Source organism: Halopenitus persicus, from assembly GCF_900107205.1.
Lineage (GTDB): Archaea > Halobacteriota > Halobacteria > Halobacteriales > Haloferacaceae > Halopenitus > Halopenitus persicus.
This window is the reverse complement of sequence record NZ_FNPC01000006.1, coordinates 166549-180901: the sequence shown is the minus strand read 5'-3', so window position 1 is coordinate 180901 and position 14353 is coordinate 166549. Positions and strand designations below refer to the sequence as shown.

Genomic DNA, 14353 nt, shown 5'->3' with positions numbered 1-14353 from the left:
GCCATTTCATAACGGAACCCTTCGTGACGGAATTCTTCACGACGGACGCCGATCAGTCGTCGATCGAAACGCGTCCGCTGGTCGCGCTCCGGAGCCGATCCGCGAGATCCGCGGCGTCCCCGACCGGAACGTGAACCTCGAAGGCGACGTCGACGTCGTAGTCGGCCTCGAAGGCGACGTCCGCCGACTCCAGGATTCCCCGGACGGTCCCGGAGTCGTCGTACGCACAGGTCACCGTCAGGTGGATGTGCGGGACCTCCTCACGGACGCCGGCCGCGTCGATGGCCTCCCTCGTCGCGCGTCCGTAGGCCCGCACCAGTCCGCCCACGCCGAGATTCGTCCCGCCGTAGTACCGCGTGACCACGACGACCACGTTGCGGAGCTCACGCCCCTGAAGGACGTTTAGCGCCGGCTTTCCGGCGGAGCCGGAGGGCTCCCCGTCGTCGCTGGCGTACTCCCGGATCATCACGGTCCCGTTCGACGACCGTTCCTCCGGCGGCGCCGCGGGCACGCGGTACGCCGGGACGTTGTGGGTCGCGTCGGCGTACTCCGTTTCGATCGCGTCGACGAACGTCTCCGCCGCCTCGACCGATGCCGCCGGCCCGACGTGACCGATGAACTCGGAGCCCCGCACCTCGAAGGCGATCCGTGCCCGTTCGGCGACCGTCCGGTACGTCTCGGTCATTCGCCCGCTCCGCCGTCGGCGTTCTCGCGGGCTTCTGGGTCCGAGTTCTCGTTGGATTCGGAGTCGACGTTCGGACGGCGACGTTCGAGCGCGACCGCGGTCGGCGGTGCGAGCCGGTAGAGCGCGACGAACGCGACCACGCCGATCACCTCCGCGACCTTTCCGACGAGCGCGTACGGGTCGCCCATCAGGGCTTCAACCGGGGCCGTCCGATGCCACAGGAGGAAGCCGACGAGGAACGTCGCGAGCGTCCCCGCACCGAGGACGTACAGTCGCCGGTATTCCCCGCCCCGAACCGTCGCGCCCGCGATCAACACGGTGAACGCCGCCGCCAGGAGGAACGTGGCGGGGCGCGGGTCGGAGCCCGCGCCGAGACGCGGCCACGCCCAGAGCACGTGCGTCGCCGCCGAGAGGATCGCCGCCTGGACCGCGATCGCCCGAAGCACCGGTTTCGGGGAGCGGTCCCGGCCGCCGTATCGGGCGTCGTCTCGAGACGCTCCGTCGTTCCCGTCGTGGTCGTCGTCGGAGTCGCCTCCCGCCGTTCCCGCCTCGTCCGACCCGTCCGGCCTCGCGGTCGACCCGTCCGACCTCACCTTCGACTCGTCCATCCCAGTCACTCCCAGGGATGATCGCCGGGGGCGTCCGGCCACAGCGGATACCAGTAGGACTCGTCGTCCTCGACGTCGAGTTCGGACCCGAGGACCGACTGGAGCTTGAACTCGACGCGCTCGTCGCGGTCGCTGGTTCCGGTCGGGACGAACGGATAATAGGCCCCGCGACGGAAGGAGTAGATCCAGTAGGCGCGCCGGTCGTCCGTCTCGAAGCCGAAGACGGCCGCCAGCAGTCGCGACCCGAACCCGGCCTCGACGAACGTGTCGGCCGCGAAGTGGACGCTCGTCACGAGGTCCTCGGGATCGTCGTCCTCGAGGACGAACCACCGATAGCCGTGGTCGTCCTCGTACTGGTGAAAGCCGGTCCCCGTCTCCGCCTCGCCGGCCTCGAGGATGGCCTCGACGTCGTCGACCGCGTCGGCGAACGCCGTGGAGTCGACGCCGGAGAAACACAGCGCCGCCTCCCCGACGTGGTCGTAGCCGAGGTCCGCCTCCATCGTCATATAGGCCGTCGACATCCCGAACAGGTCCTCGGGGTCGGCCTCGCGCGTTGCGTCCGACTCCGCGTTCGTGCCGAACACGGACCGGATCGTCTCGAAGAGTCCCATCTACTGTCCGGCCGTATGACCCCGAGGGATTAGGGCCTTTCTCACGCCGTCTCCAGCTCGCGCTCGAGCTCGCGGAGCCGCTCGATCCGCCGCTCCGTCGACGGGTGCGTGCTGGCGAGCTTCCCGATGATTCCCGACCGGATCGGGATGATGAAGAAGGCGTTCATCTCCGCCTCCTGGCGCAGATCCTCGGTCGGAACGCGGTCCATCCGTCCGTCGATCCGCTGGAGGGCGGACGCGAGCGCGCTCGGATTGCCGGTGATGCTGGCCGCGCCCCGGTCCGCGGCGAACTCGCGGTACCGCGAGAGCGCGCGGATGAGGAGGAACGAGATCACCCAGATCAGAAGCGAGACCGCGATCGCGACCCAGACGGGCGGCGCGTTCCGGTCGTCGCCGGCGAAGAGCCAGCCCCACCGGACGACGAAGAAGGCGATCGTCGAGAGGAACGACGCGATGGTCATCACCATCACGTCCCGGTTCTTGACGTGGGCGAGCTCGTGGGCGATCACGCCGTCGAGCTCCTCCTGGTCGAGCGTGTTCAACAGCCCGGTGGTGACACAGACGGTCGCGTTCCGCTGGTTGCGACCGGTCGCGAACGCGTTCGGCACTTTGGTGTCGGCGATCGCGACGGTCGGCTTGGGGAGGTCGGCCTGCTGGCTCAGTCGCTCGACCGTCCGGTGAAGATCCGGCGCTTCGTCGGGTTCCACGGTTCTGGCGCCCATACTCCGGAGAGCGAGTTTGTCGCTGTAGTAGTACTGGATGAACGAGAACGCGCCCATGAAGACGATCGCCCCGCCCATACTGATCATTCCCGTCTCCAGGAGGAACGCGATGAAGACGAGGTAGAGGGCGAACAGCAGGAACATCGTGAACGCCATTCTGCCCCTGAGTCCCCAGTCAGTGCTCCACTCCATACGTGCGGATATCCGGTGCGGATGTTAAAGGCTGCCGAACCGGCTGCTCCGCGACCCCGACGCTTTTTCCGTCTCGGATCCAAGGTTCGGTATGGAATCGAGGCGGCGGAAGCCGGACTGGCTCAAGATGCGACCACCGTCCGGAACGCGGTTCACCGAGATCCGGTCGACGCTTCGCGACCGGAACCTCAACACGGTCTGCGAGGAGGCCAACTGTCCGAACCTCGGCGAGTGCTGGTCCGGCCGCGACGGTCCGGGAACGGCGACGTTTATGTTGATGGGCGACCGCTGCTCCCGCGGCTGTAACTTCTGTGACGTCGAAACGGGCGGAATGGAGCCGCTCGACCCCGAGGAACCCGAGAACGTCGCCGACGCGGTCGCGGAGATCGGCCTGGAGTACGTCGTGTTGACCTCCGTCGACCGCGACGACCTCGAGGACGGGGGGTCTGCGCACTTCGCCGAGACGATCCGGGCGATCAACGACCGCGATCCCGAGATCCTCGTCGAGGTGCTGATCCCCGATTTCGGAGGTGATCCGGACGCCGTTGACCGGATCATCGACGCGGAACCCGACGTGATCGCTCACAACGTCGAGACGGTCGAACGGCTCCAGTGGCCGGTTCGCGACCGCCGCGCCGGCTACGACCAGTCCCTCCGGGTGCTCGACCGCGTGAACCGAACGTCGGACGTCCACACCAAGACGAGCCTGATGCTCGGCGTCGGGGAGTACGACCACGAGGTCTACCGGACCCTCTCGGACCTCCGCGAGATCGACGTCGACATCGTCACCTTCGGGCAGTACCTGCAGCCGTCCCGCTCACACCTCGACGTCTTCGAGTACGTCCATCCCGACGTCTTCGAGACGTGGCGCCGGGTCGCCGAGGAGGAGTTCGGCTTCCTGTACTGCGCGTCGGGACCGATGGTGCGATCCTCGTACAAGGCCGGCGAGCTGTTCGTCGACGCCCTGCTGCGCGAGGGTGACTCGGTCGAACACGCGCGGCGTCGCGCCCGCGCGGCCGGAGAGGCGTGACTCCTTCGGCGGCCGACGAGGCATAAGATGTCACCCTCGGCGGCCGCCGAGGTATGAGACGTCATCTCCCCAGCACGTCCGGCGGTTAGCCGATGATCTCGAACTGCCTGCCGATCGCGACGTCCCCGGGAAGGCCCCAGTAGACGAACCGGTGCGTCCCGACTCCGAGCGCCGGGCAGACCTCAAGGTCGACGGTCGAGAGCGTGTCGGCGACCGGTTCTTCCCGAAGCGTGAGCGACCACGTGTATCCCCCGCCGGAGCCGACGGTCTTCGTGTCATCGGGGTATGTCGCCTCGCTGCCGTCGGTCGTCCCGCGGACGTCCTGCCAGCCGGCCGCCGTCCGTCGTTGAATCGCGATGTGCTCGTCGCTCGCGATCTCGACGTCGACGTCCTGGTCGAGACACCGGAGCACGACGCGGAGGTCGCTGCCGTAGGTCTTTTCGGCGCCCTGGAGCGCGAGCTCGAACCGGACCTCGTCCGGCGTGTACGCCGTGACGTAGGTGGCTCCCTCCTCGGGAAACCGTTGGTCGAGCCGCCGGAACGAGTCATCCGAACACCGAAGCTCGTCGATCTCCCCGGACGGACCCTGTGGCCCCTCTCCGGCAGCGAAATCGAGACAGCCGGCGACCGCGACCGTTCCGGCCGTCCCGACGCTCGAGAGCAACGCCCGTCGTGACAGCTCCATACACGGTCTACCCGTCGTGATCGTATGAACGTCCCGACATCGTCCGACGCTTTTGGCGGCGTCGGTCGTCGGTTCGGGTGGACCGATCGGAGCGTTCCGTTCGGGGTCGTCGAGACGCACCGTTCGGAATCGCTTTCCGCTCCCCGCCCGTGTCCCCGGTATGAAGCTGTTCGGCTCCAGCGGGACGCGCGGGGTCGCGATCGCCGACCTGTCGCCGGAGTTCGCCCTGCGGGTGTCGAAGGCGGCGGGCACCGTGTGGGACGTCGACCGGGTGGCCGTCGCGCGGGACACGCGGACGACCGGCGAGCTGCTCTGTAACGCCGCCGCGGCCGGGCTTGCTGCGGTCGGCTGCGACGTCGACCGGCTGGGAGTGACCCCGACGCCGGCGGTCGGTCGGTACTGCGCGGTTCAGGGGATTCCCTGCGTCCTCGTGACCGCTTCCCATAACCCGCCGGAGTTCAACGGCATCAAGCTGGTCGGCGACGACGGCGTCGAGCTCCAGGTCGACGCCCTCGAACGCGTCGAGAACCACGTCCTCGGCGAGGAGTTCGCCGAAACCGACTGGCGGGGCGCCGGCGGGACGACCAGGGTCGACGGCACGAACGACGCCTACGTCGAATCGGTCGTCGATGCGGTCAACCGGTCGGCCATCGCGGACGCCGACCTCACCGTCGCGGTCGATCCGGGTCACGGGGCCGGCTCGCTGACCAATCCGGAGATCTACCGGCGGCTCGGCTGTTCGGTCCGCACCGTGAACGCCCAGCCGGACGGTCACTTCCCCGGGCGACTTCCCGAACCGGTTCCGGAACACCTCGGGGATCTGCAGCGGCTCGTTCGGGCGAGCGATGCGGACCTCGGGATCGCCCACGACGGCGACGCGGACCGAGCCGTCTTCGTCGACGAGACCGGCGAGTACATCGAGGGGGACGCCTCGCTGGCGGCGCTGGCGGCCGAGGCCCTCTCTGCAGGAGACGCCGCGGTCTCGGCGGTCAACGTCTCCCAGCGACTCGTCGACGTGTGCGACGACGTCGGCGCCGAGCTCGAGCTCACGCCGATCGGCGCGACGAACATCATCACCCGCGTCCGCGAGCTGGAGGCGGCCGGCACGCGCGTCCCGATCGCCGGCGAGGGCAACGGCGGCGTCTTCTTCCCCGAGCATCGGCTCTCGCGGGACGGCGCCTACATCGCCGCACGGTTCCTCGAGCTGCTCGCGGACGGCCGGACCGCAAGCGAGGTCGTCTCGCCCTACGCCGAGTACGTCAACGTCCGCCACAACGTCCCGTACGACTCCGACGCCGAGCTCGACCGCCTGCTGGGCGCCGCCGAGGCGTACGTCCGCGAGGCCGACGCCGAGCCGAACACCACCGACGGCTATCGGCTCGATTACGGCGACGCCTGGGTGCTCGTTCGTCCCTCGGGGACCGAGCCCAAGGTCCGCGTCTACGCCGAGGCCCGGTCGGCCGACCGCGCCGAGGAGCTCGCGGACGGGGTCCTCGCGGCGCTCGAGGACGCGCGGTGATCGCGGGCCGTGTCGGCGGTCGATGGTTGTGACCCGCGTGAGTAGCGTCCGCGCCTACTCCTCGGTTTCCTCGAGCACCGTCTCGATCAGCTCGAGCACGTCGCGGGCGGCCGCCACCCGGTCGTGGATCTCGCCGGATGCGAGCAGTTTCCGGTCCGTCTCGTCGAGCTCCGCCCGTGTGACGGCGGTCTCGCGTATCGTCTCATAGTCGTCCTCACGGGTCCGGTCGCGGACCGTCCGCAGCAGGGCGACCGTTTCCTCGTCCGCGAACCGCGAAACGAGCGGGGTCAGTTCCTTGATCCGGTAGCGCAGCTCCTCCGCCGGTTTCGGGGGCCACGCGAGCGTGAACGGCTCGCCGTCGAGGCGGTCGATCCAGGTCCGGTGGACCGCCACCGCGGTCCGGAGCGCGCCGGGGTCGTCGACGTAGTGATCGAGCTTTGACTGCGAGTAGTCGGCGTACTCCAGCAGCGTCGGCAGCGGTTCCTCGCCGGCGGCGTGGTCGGCGGCGTACTCCCGGAGGTCCCGCGGCGGCTGGTCGATCTCGACGAGCGGGTAGCGCTCGGCGGTCTCGAGCAGGTCGAAGACCTCGCGCGTGCTTTCGGTCTTCAGGAACGACGCGAACGCCTCCCGAACCGCCTCGTTGTAGTCCTCGATCGGATCGCGGACGCGTTCGACCGGCGCGTCGAGGTCGACGTGGTCGCGCTCGGCGACCGCCTCGCGGTCCGCCAGGTGGTCGGCCAGCCGGTCGCGAGCCTCGCGGGCGTCGTGTCTCGCTCGCCGGAAGTCGTCGACCGCCTCGTCGCGCCGTTCGAGCAGGGTGACGTACTCGCCCGCCGGCTCGAGCGCCTCCCGGGCGGCGTCGAAATCCGACTCCGAGAGGCGTCGCTTGTCGACCGCCTCGTTCGCCGCCGCGAACGCATCGCTGGCGGGGACGTCGTCGGCGACGTCGGTGGCGGCCTCGAACTCGCCCTCGAAGCGAACGTAGGAGCCGAAATCGCCGGTGCCGGTCGCGTCCTCCTCGTACCGGTCGAGCACCCGGATCGCCTGCCGATACGCGTCCGCGGCGGTCTCGACGCGGTCGCGACCGATCTCGGCGATCCGGTCCTCGATCGCCGTGCGCTCGTCGTATCGCTCGCGCAGCTCCGCGGCCGCCGTCGCGGCCGCCGCGACCGGTTCGACGTCCGCGACCGCGTCCCGCATCTCACTCGCCCTCCCGGGGTCCCGTCGCGTGGGTCGTCAGGTGGCTCGTTGCGTGGGTCGTCACGTGGCTCGCCGCGACCGCCATCGTCAGTACACCTCGTCGGGGTCGAAGACGCGCTCGCCGACGTGCTCGCCCTCGATCGTCCGGTGGAAACACGACCGGTGGCCGGTGTGGCAGGCGCCGCCCGTCTGGTCGACGAGATACAGGAGCGTGTCGGCGTCACAGTCGACGCGGACCTCCGCGACGTCCTGGGTGTGGCCGGACGTCCCGCCCTTGTGCCACAGCTCCTCGCGTGACCGCGAGTAGTAGTGCGCCTCGCCGGTCTCGAGCGTCCGGTCGAGCGCCTCGCGGGAGACGTACGCGAGCATCAACACCTCGCCGGAGTCGACGTCCTGAGCGATCGCGGGGACGAGCCCGTCCTCGCCGAACGCGACGTCGATCGTCCCGTCAGGGCTCCCGCCCGCTCGGTCTGCGGCCTCGTTCATGTCCCAACCGAGACGGAGCGGTCGAATAGGCCTTTTGGGGCTCGTTCGCGTTCCGTCGTGGCGTCCGCTCGTCATTCCGAGTTCGCGTCCGCCTCGTCCTTCGCGTCCGCCTCGTCCTCCCAGTAGTCGACGTCGTCGTCGATCGGGTAGTAGCCGTGCAGCGATCGTCCGTCGCGCCCGCCCGGCGGGGATCCCACGAACACGCCGATCCGGTCACGGTCCGGATACACCGTCACGTCCGGCTCGCGCATCGTCGACGCGACCAGATATCGGAGGGTGTCGTCGCCGTCGTTGATCACGCGATGGCCGCCGGACGCGTCGGCCGGGAGGGCGACGTAATCGCCCGCCGTGATCGAATACGTCTCCTCGCCGAGCCGCAGCGTTCCGGCTCCCGCGAGCACGTATATCGCCTCCTCGTTGGCGGTGTGGTAGTGGTAGGGCCACGACCGCTCCCCGGCCGGAAGTTCGTAGAGGCTACAGCCGAGTTTCTCGCCGCCGGCCGCCTCGCCGAGCTGTTTCCTGCGAAACGTCGCGTCCTCGCGGTCCAGGTTGCTCCACTCCAGGTCCGCCTCGTTGACCGGTTCCATACGGCGACGTCGACGGCGGCCGACGTAGTCGTTGTGGCGTCAGGAGTGGTTCCGGAGGAACGTCTCGACCTCGGCCGCGATCACTTCGGGGGCGTTGCCCGGACCGCCGTGACCGACCCCGTCGAACTCGACGAACCGGCTGTGGGGGAGCACGTCGTGGACCGATCGGGCGCTTTGTCGGAGGAAGTCGGGACCGTTGGTTCCGGACGACACGAGCACGGGAGCGTCGACGGCGAGCCGGTCCGGGAGCCGGTACCGTTCGACGGCGCGGTTCATCCTGACGACCTCCTCGGCGAGGGCCACGCAGTCGGGCCACACCGGCCAGTCGGCCAGCCAGGCGTCGAGGTCGTCGATCCCGTCGGGGTGGAGGACCCGCTCGACGTATCGCTTCACCGCCTCGTGGCGCCGCCCGTCCTCGATCAGGGCCGCCATTCGGTCGGCGAGCGCGGCCGTCTCGCGGTAGTCCTCGGGCAGGACCGCCGGTTCGTACGCGACGACGGCCGCGACGTCGGCACCCGTCGCCGCCTCGATGGCGGTGAGCGCGCCGTAGGAGTGGCCGAAGACGACCGGGTCTCCCTCGACGGCGTCGATGAGGTTCCGGACGTACCGAACCTCCCGGTCGAGCACGTCCGCGGCCGTCGTGTCCGCCGGGTCGTCGAGGCACGTCCCGAATCCCGGTCGCTGCGGGACGATGGACGCGTACTCCTCGAAGTGCGGGATCACCGGGGTCCAATACTCCGGGGGCGCCATCCCGCCGTGGAGGAGGATCAGGGGCGGTCCGGATCCGTGTCGTTCGAACTCGATACGACCTCCGTCGTCGGTGGTCACTGTCTGCATCGGCGTCATCCCGTAGCCGACCGACCCGCGAATGGGTGTCCCTCGATCGTCCGGCCCTTTAAGTGGGGAGCGGCGGCCACGTCGTCGCGACGGTCTCCTCGATGAGTTCCGTCTGCGCCCGCCGGAGTCGCTCGGATGCCGACGAGGTCGAGATCCCGAGTTCGGCGGCGATCTCCTCGAGGGACGCGCCGCGCGGGATCTCGAAGTAGCCCCGTTCGTAGGCCGTTCGGAGCGCCTCGTCCTGCCGGTCGGTGAGCCCCTCGCCCGGCGGCTCGGGATCGCTTTGACGGGTGAGACGGTGTAACCGGAACCCGGCGTTTCGCCGCCAGAACGACGCGAACCGGCCGAACGTCTCCCGGTCGGCGAACCATCCCGTCTGCCGCCACCCGCCCGGAAGCACCTCGATGCGGTCGATGATCGCGTCGGTCGTCGCGAGCGCTTCGAGCCCGCGCAGGTCGTCGAGCGCGTCGCCGAGCTGCTCCTCGAAGCTGAACGCCGGAAGCACTTGGTACCGACGCGTGTCGCCGGCGTCCCCGATGTGGGTCCACTCCCCGACGTCCGCGGCGCTCCCGAGCGCGTTCTCGACCGCCGCTCGATCCCCCTCCTGCACCGTGACGAGAAACGGGGGCCGGTCGCCGTGGTTGTACTGGAGCTCCAGCGTCACCGTCGCTCCGTCGGCCGCGTCCGCAACCGCGGTGAGCGGCAGCGCCTCGCAGTGGATGTCGAACTCGGCCACGAGTCCCATATCCACGTATGTTTCCCCGGCGTGTAATGGAAACGTCGGTCGCGCACCCGCCGAGCCGGTCCGTCCCTTGAGCGAGGAGGGACGCCGGCCTACGCCAGCCCGAGGCCCCGAAGGACGGCGAAGAGCACGTCCCCGTAGGTGATCGAGACGACGATCCCGAGGAACATCGGGACGACGAACGGCATTCCCGGCGAGACCCACACGCGCTCGCGGTCGGGGTCGGTGACGGTCTCGAGGCCCTCGCGGAGCGTTTCGGGATCGGTGCCGTAGGCCGAGCCCTCGATCTCCGCGAGGAACCGCTCGGCGGCCCAAGGGTCATCGACGGTGTCCTCCTCCGAGTTCTCCACGGGTTCGGCCCCCTCGCGTTCGGCGGCCGTCTCGGCGGGGTCGTCGCCGCCCCGTTCGTCGTCAGTCGAATCACCGCTGCCGGTCGATTTGCTCTCGCCGGTCGGTTTGTCCCCGTCGGTCGCCGGGCCGACGTGCGTGGCGCCGTCGGTCGGATCGAACGTCTCGGCCACGCTCCCGGGGTCGCGATGACGGTCGGAGTCCTCCCGCACCGCGGCCAGCGACGTTCCGCGCCACCGGAGGTACATCCGGAGCGCGTCGAGGTCGAGCCCGTTCCGGGTGTAGCCGTCGCGCGTCTCGAAGAGCCGGCCGTGGACGCCGAGCAGCCGGTGAACGGCGACCGGACGTGCGAGAAACATCACGGGGGACCGCCGGCCGCGAAGGGCGTTGTAGACGCCGAGCCCGACCGGGTAGCTGGCACCGACGAGGACGGTGTTCGTGAGGATCGTCAACGAGAAGACGCCCAGTGCCGGCTCGACGACGGGAAGCGCGGGGATCCCCGCGACCGGGAGGACGTACGTCGGGAAGGTCGGATAGACGATCGCCAGCGCCACGAGCGCCTTGGCGTCGGCGCCCCCGAACCCGCCGACGTACCAGAACGCCACGCCCAGCGGCGCGATGAACAGGAGGCTGATCGCGACCCGGACAAGAAACAGCCGGTCTGCGACGCCGTCTATCGGCCACCGGAGCAGGAGGTCGGTCGCCAACAGCACCGCGCCGAAGAGGTACACCGGGGGCCAGATCCGGTTCGGGAGTCGCCGGGTGCGGACGTCACGAAGCGCGGCCCACGCGAAGACCGGCACGATCGCCAGGCGGAGCAGATCGGGTGCCGTCGCGTACATACCTCATCGGTGGCGCCGACCGGCATAGTGGTTGGGATTGATCTCGACGTCTCTGGAGGCGGCGCAACGGTCGCTTTCCAGGTGACACGTAGCGAGCGGAAGCCCACCCCTGAAGGGGTGGGTGTAAGCGACAGCATAGCCCACCAGTCCACGCGCTACGACTCGTCTGGATGGTCCACCACTTCCAACCCCGCTTCGATAATCTCTCGATAGGCTTCTTCGAGGCTCACGTTCTGCTGTTCGGCGTAGTCTTTCACGCGCCCGTTCAGGGTGTGTGAGATGTCGATGTTCGGTCGCATCGTCTGTGTCCAAAAGACATTTAGACGTAGGACCACAAATGTCTGTTGTCGTGAGGCGAACCAACACGTTCGCGGTGCGCGCGCTCTCCAAGCAGGACGAGCAACTGCTCCAGGAGTTGTTGGACGCCTCCGCCAGCCTCTGGAACGAACTCACCTACGAACGTCGCCAGAACTTCTTCGACGGCGAGAGTGTGTGGGATACCGCCGACTACCGCAAACAGTACGTCGGCATCCTCGGCTCCGCCACCGCTCAACAGGTTATCCGCAAGAACAGCGAAGCGTGGCGGTCGTTCTTCGCCGCCCGCGAAGACGGCGAGGACACCGCCCCGCCCGGCTACTGGGGCAACGAGGATAAGGGGCGGGAGTTGCGGACGTACATCCGCAACGACCAGTACACCCTCGAAACTGGCGAACGGAGCCGGCTCGAAATCCCCGTCGGCCAAGACCTCAAAGACGAGTACGGATTTGGCTACCACGATCGCCTACGCCTCGAAGTCGCTGGCGACCCGAAATGGGAGGGCGAACAAGGGCGGTTGGAACTGTACTACGACGAGATGGACGACACGTTTAGGGCCTTTCAACCCGTCACCGTGCCTGATTCTCGACGGGATTCACCAGTAGCCGAGGAATCGGCTGCCTTGGACGTGGGCGCGAACAACCTCGTCGCCTGTACGACCACGACCGGCCAGCAGTATCTCTACGGGGGGCGCGATCTGTTCGCCCGCTTCCGCGAAACCACCGAGGAGATAGCCCGCTTGCAGTTCAAACTCTGTGAGGGTCAGTACAGCAGTCGCCGTATTCGACGCCTCTATCGAAAACGGACACGACGCCGCGACCACGCACAGGACGCGCTCGTCCGCGACCTGGTGGAACGACTGTACGATGAAGGCGTGGAAACCGTGTACGTGGGCGACCTCACCGATGTGCTGTCGGCACATTGGTCGGCAGAGGTGAACGAGAAAACGCACCAGTTCTGGGCGTATCGCTCGTTCATCGACCGGCTTGCCACGACCGCCGAGGAGTACGGCATCAGGGTCGGAGTCGAGTCAGAAGCGTACACGACGGCGGAGTGTCCGGTGTGCGGTGAGCGCGACGATACAGAGCGGGACGGCGACGTGTTCCGCTGTCCGTGTGGCTACGAAGGTCACGCCGACCTCGGTGCCTCGCGGGTGTTCCTCGAACAACAGGCTGGCGAATCCGAAGTCGGGTCGATGGCACGGCCCGTGCGCCTCAAGTGGGACGACCACAACTGGTCGGAGCTACCACACTCTCCCGAGAGGGCACGTCCCAACGAGGAGCGCACAAACCGGAGTACCGGCGACGGGAAACTTGCCTCCGTGGGTACGGCATAGCCAACATCCCCACCGGAGGAATCCCACCCCTTCAGGGGTGGGAGGATGTCAACGCGAGGGAAACGTTTGCATATCGAGAGTCCGAAACACGACACGGGAGCACGCTCTCGTGTCCGACAGCGACTCAACCAACACGGCCGTGATGGAGCAGAAGCCGACGCGGGACGTCCTCGAGTCCCTGATCGAGAGCGGCCTGCACGAGATCAACCGGGAGCGGTCGGGGCTGTTGCTTTCGGGCGTCTCGGCGGGGCTGGACATCGGCTTCGGTCCGTTGCTGATGGCGACCATCCTCACGCTCTCGACGGGCGGCTTCGGGGATCTCGCCACCGAGCTGCTGCTCGCCAGCGCGTATTCGGTCGGCTTCGTCTTCGTCATCCTGGGTCGCTCCGAGCTGTTCACCGAACACACCACGCTGGCGGTGGTCCCGGTTCTGGACGGACAGGCGTCGCTGCGCGGATTGCTCCGCCTCTGGGTGCTCGTGTACGTCGGGAACCTCGTCGGGGGCTTCCTGTTCACCCTGCTCGCCGTCCTGCTGATGCCCGGGCTCGGCGTGGTCACTCCGGCCGCATTCGAGGCGATCGCGCTCAAACTCGTCACGCACGACCTCGGCTGGCTGTTCGTCGCCGGGGTCTTCGCGGGATGGCTGATGGGACTGCTCGCCTGGCTGATCACGGCGGCCCAGGAGACGACGAGCCGGATCCTCATCATCTGGATCGTGACCGCGACCATCGGACTCCTGCATCTCCCGCACTCGATCGCGGGCAACGTCGAGGTCCTCTTCGGGCTGTTCATCTCCCCGTCGATCTCCCTGGTCGATTACCTCGCGTTCCTCTCGTTGGCGACCGTCGGCAACCTCGTCGGCGGCGGGGTGTTCGTCGCCCTGCTGAAGTACGGACACGTCGTTCGGGGCGGCAACTGACCCGATCCGCTCGAGGATATTTTTAAGGGAGTCCTGGGGGCGGCGTGCTCGCGTCGCCGCCTCAGCTCACGAAGCCGAGCAGGTCGTCGCGCTTCGCCTCGTGAAAGTGGGTTCGCAGACACTCGTACAGCGGTTCCATCGAGCCGCGCTTGGCGCAGATCGGCGCGATCGTCTCCCCCTGCCACTGCTGCCACGGCGGGTAGAGCCCGAGACGGTCGCAGATCGCGTTCAATCGCTCGTCCTCGTCGTCGACCTTGTCCATCTTGTTGACGGCGACGACCGGTTCGATCCCGATCTCCCGGAGAAATCCGAACATCTCGACGTCGTGTGGCACCTCGCCGCGCTCCTCGTGGCGGTCGATGATCTCCACCGCGCTGTTCCCGTCCAGCACGAGCACCCCGGCGAGGATCCGGTCCGCGTACTCCTCGAGATACCGGACGATGTCGGTCTGAATCTGCTCTCGACGGTCATCCTCGACGCCGGACATGAAGCCGAACCCGGGGAGGTCGGTGAACATGAAGTCCTGCGCCGTCCAGTCGTAGTGGTTCGGCCGGCGCGTCACGCCCGGCTTTCCGCCGGTCGAGACGTCGTGGCCGGTCAGCTCCCGCATCACCGTCGACTTCCCGACGTTCGACCGCCCGACGAGAACGACTTCCGCGTCGCGGTTCGGCCGGTCCTCGAACATACCG

The 14353-nt window shown here is 68.2% G+C and carries 17 protein-coding genes; 4 read left to right on the top strand and 13 right to left on the bottom strand.

From position 1 onward, the window contains the following. Positions 1-52: 52 nt before the first annotated feature. From BLV25_RS11480 to htpX, 4 genes are read right to left on the bottom strand one after another with little or no spacing between them, the layout of a single operon-like run. Positions 53-685, bottom strand: a complete 633-nt coding sequence (locus BLV25_RS11480; RefSeq protein WP_092733354.1) for an IMPACT family protein — start codon at positions 683-685, stop codon at positions 53-55. Next, on the bottom strand, positions 682-1293 hold the full coding sequence (locus BLV25_RS11475) for a hypothetical protein (protein ID WP_256335705.1): 612 nt from the start codon (positions 1291-1293) through the stop codon (positions 682-684). Before BLV25_RS11475 ends, BLV25_RS11480 begins: the two co-directional genes overlap by 4 nt. 5 nt (positions 1294-1298) lie before the next feature. After that, positions 1299-1904 (bottom strand): PspA-associated protein PspAB, encoded by a 606-nt coding sequence (gene pspAB, locus BLV25_RS11470; protein ID WP_021074601.1) that lies wholly within the window; start codon positions 1902-1904, stop codon positions 1299-1301. Positions 1905-1945: 41 nt separating this feature from the next. Beyond that, a complete protein-coding gene (gene htpX, locus BLV25_RS11465; protein WP_092733351.1) occupies positions 1946-2818 on the bottom strand; it encodes a zinc metalloprotease HtpX in 873 nt (290 codons plus the stop codon). Between the two features lie 91 nt (positions 2819-2909). Between htpX and lipA the strand changes: the two genes are divergently transcribed. Further along, positions 2910-3848 carry a lipoyl synthase gene (lipA, locus tag BLV25_RS11460; protein ID WP_092733348.1) on the top strand — a complete coding sequence of 313 codons (939 nt, stop codon included), beginning with the start codon at positions 2910-2912 and terminating at the stop codon, positions 3846-3848. Between the two features lie 85 nt (positions 3849-3933). On the opposite strand, the gene BLV25_RS11455 is transcribed toward lipA, so the two are convergent. After that, positions 3934-4533 carry a hypothetical protein gene (locus BLV25_RS11455; protein ID WP_143114430.1) on the bottom strand — a complete coding sequence of 200 codons (600 nt, stop codon included), beginning with the start codon at positions 4531-4533 and terminating at the stop codon, positions 3934-3936. 160 nt (positions 4534-4693) lie between these two features. Here BLV25_RS11455 and glmM point away from each other — a divergent pair, with 160 nt between their 5' ends. Further along, positions 4694-6052 (top strand): phosphoglucosamine mutase, encoded by a 1359-nt coding sequence (gene glmM, locus BLV25_RS11450; RefSeq protein ID WP_092733342.1) that lies wholly within the window; start codon positions 4694-4696, stop codon positions 6050-6052. Positions 6053-6106: 54 nt separating this feature from the next. Here glmM and BLV25_RS11445 read toward each other — a convergent pair whose 3' ends face one another. The 7 genes from BLV25_RS11445 to BLV25_RS17475 form a co-directional block, all read right to left on the bottom strand. After that, complete coding sequence (locus BLV25_RS11445) at positions 6107-7252, bottom strand: DUF7118 family protein (RefSeq protein ID WP_092733339.1); 1146 nt, start codon at positions 7250-7252, stop codon at positions 6107-6109. 87 nt (positions 7253-7339) lie between these two features. Then, the gene (gene hisI / locus BLV25_RS11440) at positions 7340-7738 is read right to left on the bottom strand and encodes a phosphoribosyl-AMP cyclohydrolase (protein ID WP_021074607.1); all 399 of its coding nucleotides are present in this window, start codon (positions 7736-7738) and stop codon (positions 7340-7342) included. A gap of 71 nt (positions 7739-7809) precedes the next feature. After that, positions 7810-8325: a cupin domain-containing protein gene (locus BLV25_RS11435; RefSeq protein WP_021074608.1), complete on the bottom strand. Its 516-nt coding sequence runs from the start codon at positions 8323-8325 to the stop codon at positions 7810-7812. 39 nt (positions 8326-8364) lie between these two features. Further along, entirely contained in the window at positions 8365-9162 is a 798-nt protein-coding gene (locus tag BLV25_RS11430; RefSeq protein WP_092733460.1) for an alpha/beta fold hydrolase, read from the bottom strand. Positions 9163-9220: 58 nt separating this feature from the next. Then, positions 9221-9907 carry a helix-turn-helix domain-containing protein gene (locus BLV25_RS11425; RefSeq protein ID WP_092733336.1) on the bottom strand — a complete coding sequence of 229 codons (687 nt, stop codon included), beginning with the start codon at positions 9905-9907 and terminating at the stop codon, positions 9221-9223. Between the two features lie 89 nt (positions 9908-9996). Continuing rightward, a complete protein-coding gene (locus tag BLV25_RS11420; protein ID WP_092733333.1) occupies positions 9997-11094 on the bottom strand; it encodes a prepilin peptidase in 1098 nt (365 codons plus the stop codon). A 155-nt stretch (positions 11095-11249) separates the two neighbouring features. Beyond that, positions 11250-11393, bottom strand: coding sequence for a hypothetical protein (locus BLV25_RS17475; protein ID WP_176819483.1), 144 nt, complete (start codon positions 11391-11393; stop codon positions 11250-11252). 38 nt (positions 11394-11431) lie between these two features. Between BLV25_RS17475 and BLV25_RS11405 the strand changes: the two genes are divergently transcribed. Further along, positions 11432-12745, top strand: a complete 1314-nt coding sequence (locus tag BLV25_RS11405) for an RNA-guided endonuclease InsQ/TnpB family protein (protein WP_176819482.1) — start codon at positions 11432-11434, stop codon at positions 12743-12745. 142 nt (positions 12746-12887) lie between these two features. After that, positions 12888-13664, top strand: a complete 777-nt coding sequence (locus BLV25_RS11400) for a formate/nitrite transporter family protein (protein WP_021074613.1) — start codon at positions 12888-12890, stop codon at positions 13662-13664. Between the two features lie 61 nt (positions 13665-13725). On the opposite strand, the gene engB is transcribed toward BLV25_RS11400, so the two are convergent. Beyond that, positions 13726-14349 carry a GTP-binding protein EngB gene (engB, locus tag BLV25_RS11395; protein ID WP_092733323.1) on the bottom strand — a complete coding sequence of 208 codons (624 nt, stop codon included), beginning with the start codon at positions 14347-14349 and terminating at the stop codon, positions 13726-13728. Positions 14350-14353: the final 4 nt, after the last annotated feature.

Coding starts and splice junctions, on each gene's coding strand:
- BLV25_RS11445 (WP_092733339.1), bottom strand. CDS start 7,252: ATGCGGGACGCGGTCGCGGACGTCGAACCGGTCGCGGCGGCCGCGACG.
- htpX (WP_092733351.1), bottom strand. CDS start 2,818: ATGGAGTGGAGCACTGACTGGGGACTCAGGGGCAGAATGGCGTTCACG.
- BLV25_RS11425 (WP_092733336.1), bottom strand. CDS start 9,907: ATGGGACTCGTGGCCGAGTTCGACATCCACTGCGAGGCGCTGCCGCTC.
- BLV25_RS11405 (WP_176819482.1), top strand. CDS start 11,432: ATGTCTGTTGTCGTGAGGCGAACCAACACGTTCGCGGTGCGCGCGCTC.
- pspAB (WP_021074601.1), bottom strand. CDS start 1,904: ATGGGACTCTTCGAGACGATCCGGTCCGTGTTCGGCACGAACGCGGAG.
- BLV25_RS11430 (WP_092733460.1), bottom strand. CDS start 9,162: ATGCAGACAGTGACCACCGACGACGGAGGTCGTATCGAGTTCGAACGA.
- glmM (WP_092733342.1), top strand. CDS start 4,694: ATGAAGCTGTTCGGCTCCAGCGGGACGCGCGGGGTCGCGATCGCCGAC.
- hisI (WP_021074607.1), bottom strand. CDS start 7,738: ATGAACGAGGCCGCAGACCGAGCGGGCGGGAGCCCTGACGGGACGATC.
- BLV25_RS11480 (WP_092733354.1), bottom strand. CDS start 685: ATGACCGAGACGTACCGGACGGTCGCCGAACGGGCACGGATCGCCTTC.
- BLV25_RS11420 (WP_092733333.1), bottom strand. CDS start 11,094: ATGTACGCGACGGCACCCGATCTGCTCCGCCTGGCGATCGTGCCGGTC.
- lipA (WP_092733348.1), top strand. CDS start 2,910: ATGGAATCGAGGCGGCGGAAGCCGGACTGGCTCAAGATGCGACCACCG.
- BLV25_RS11435 (WP_021074608.1), bottom strand. CDS start 8,325: ATGGAACCGGTCAACGAGGCGGACCTGGAGTGGAGCAACCTGGACCGC.
- BLV25_RS11455 (WP_143114430.1), bottom strand. CDS start 4,533: ATGGAGCTGTCACGACGGGCGTTGCTCTCGAGCGTCGGGACGGCCGGA.
- engB (WP_092733323.1), bottom strand. CDS start 14,349: ATGTTCGAGGACCGGCCGAACCGCGACGCGGAAGTCGTTCTCGTCGGG.
- BLV25_RS11400 (WP_021074613.1), top strand. CDS start 12,888: ATGGAGCAGAAGCCGACGCGGGACGTCCTCGAGTCCCTGATCGAGAGC.
- BLV25_RS11475 (WP_256335705.1), bottom strand. CDS start 1,293: ATGGACGAGTCGAAGGTGAGGTCGGACGGGTCGACCGCGAGGCCGGAC.
- BLV25_RS17475 (WP_176819483.1), bottom strand. CDS start 11,393: ATGCGACCGAACATCGACATCTCACACACCCTGAACGGGCGCGTGAAA.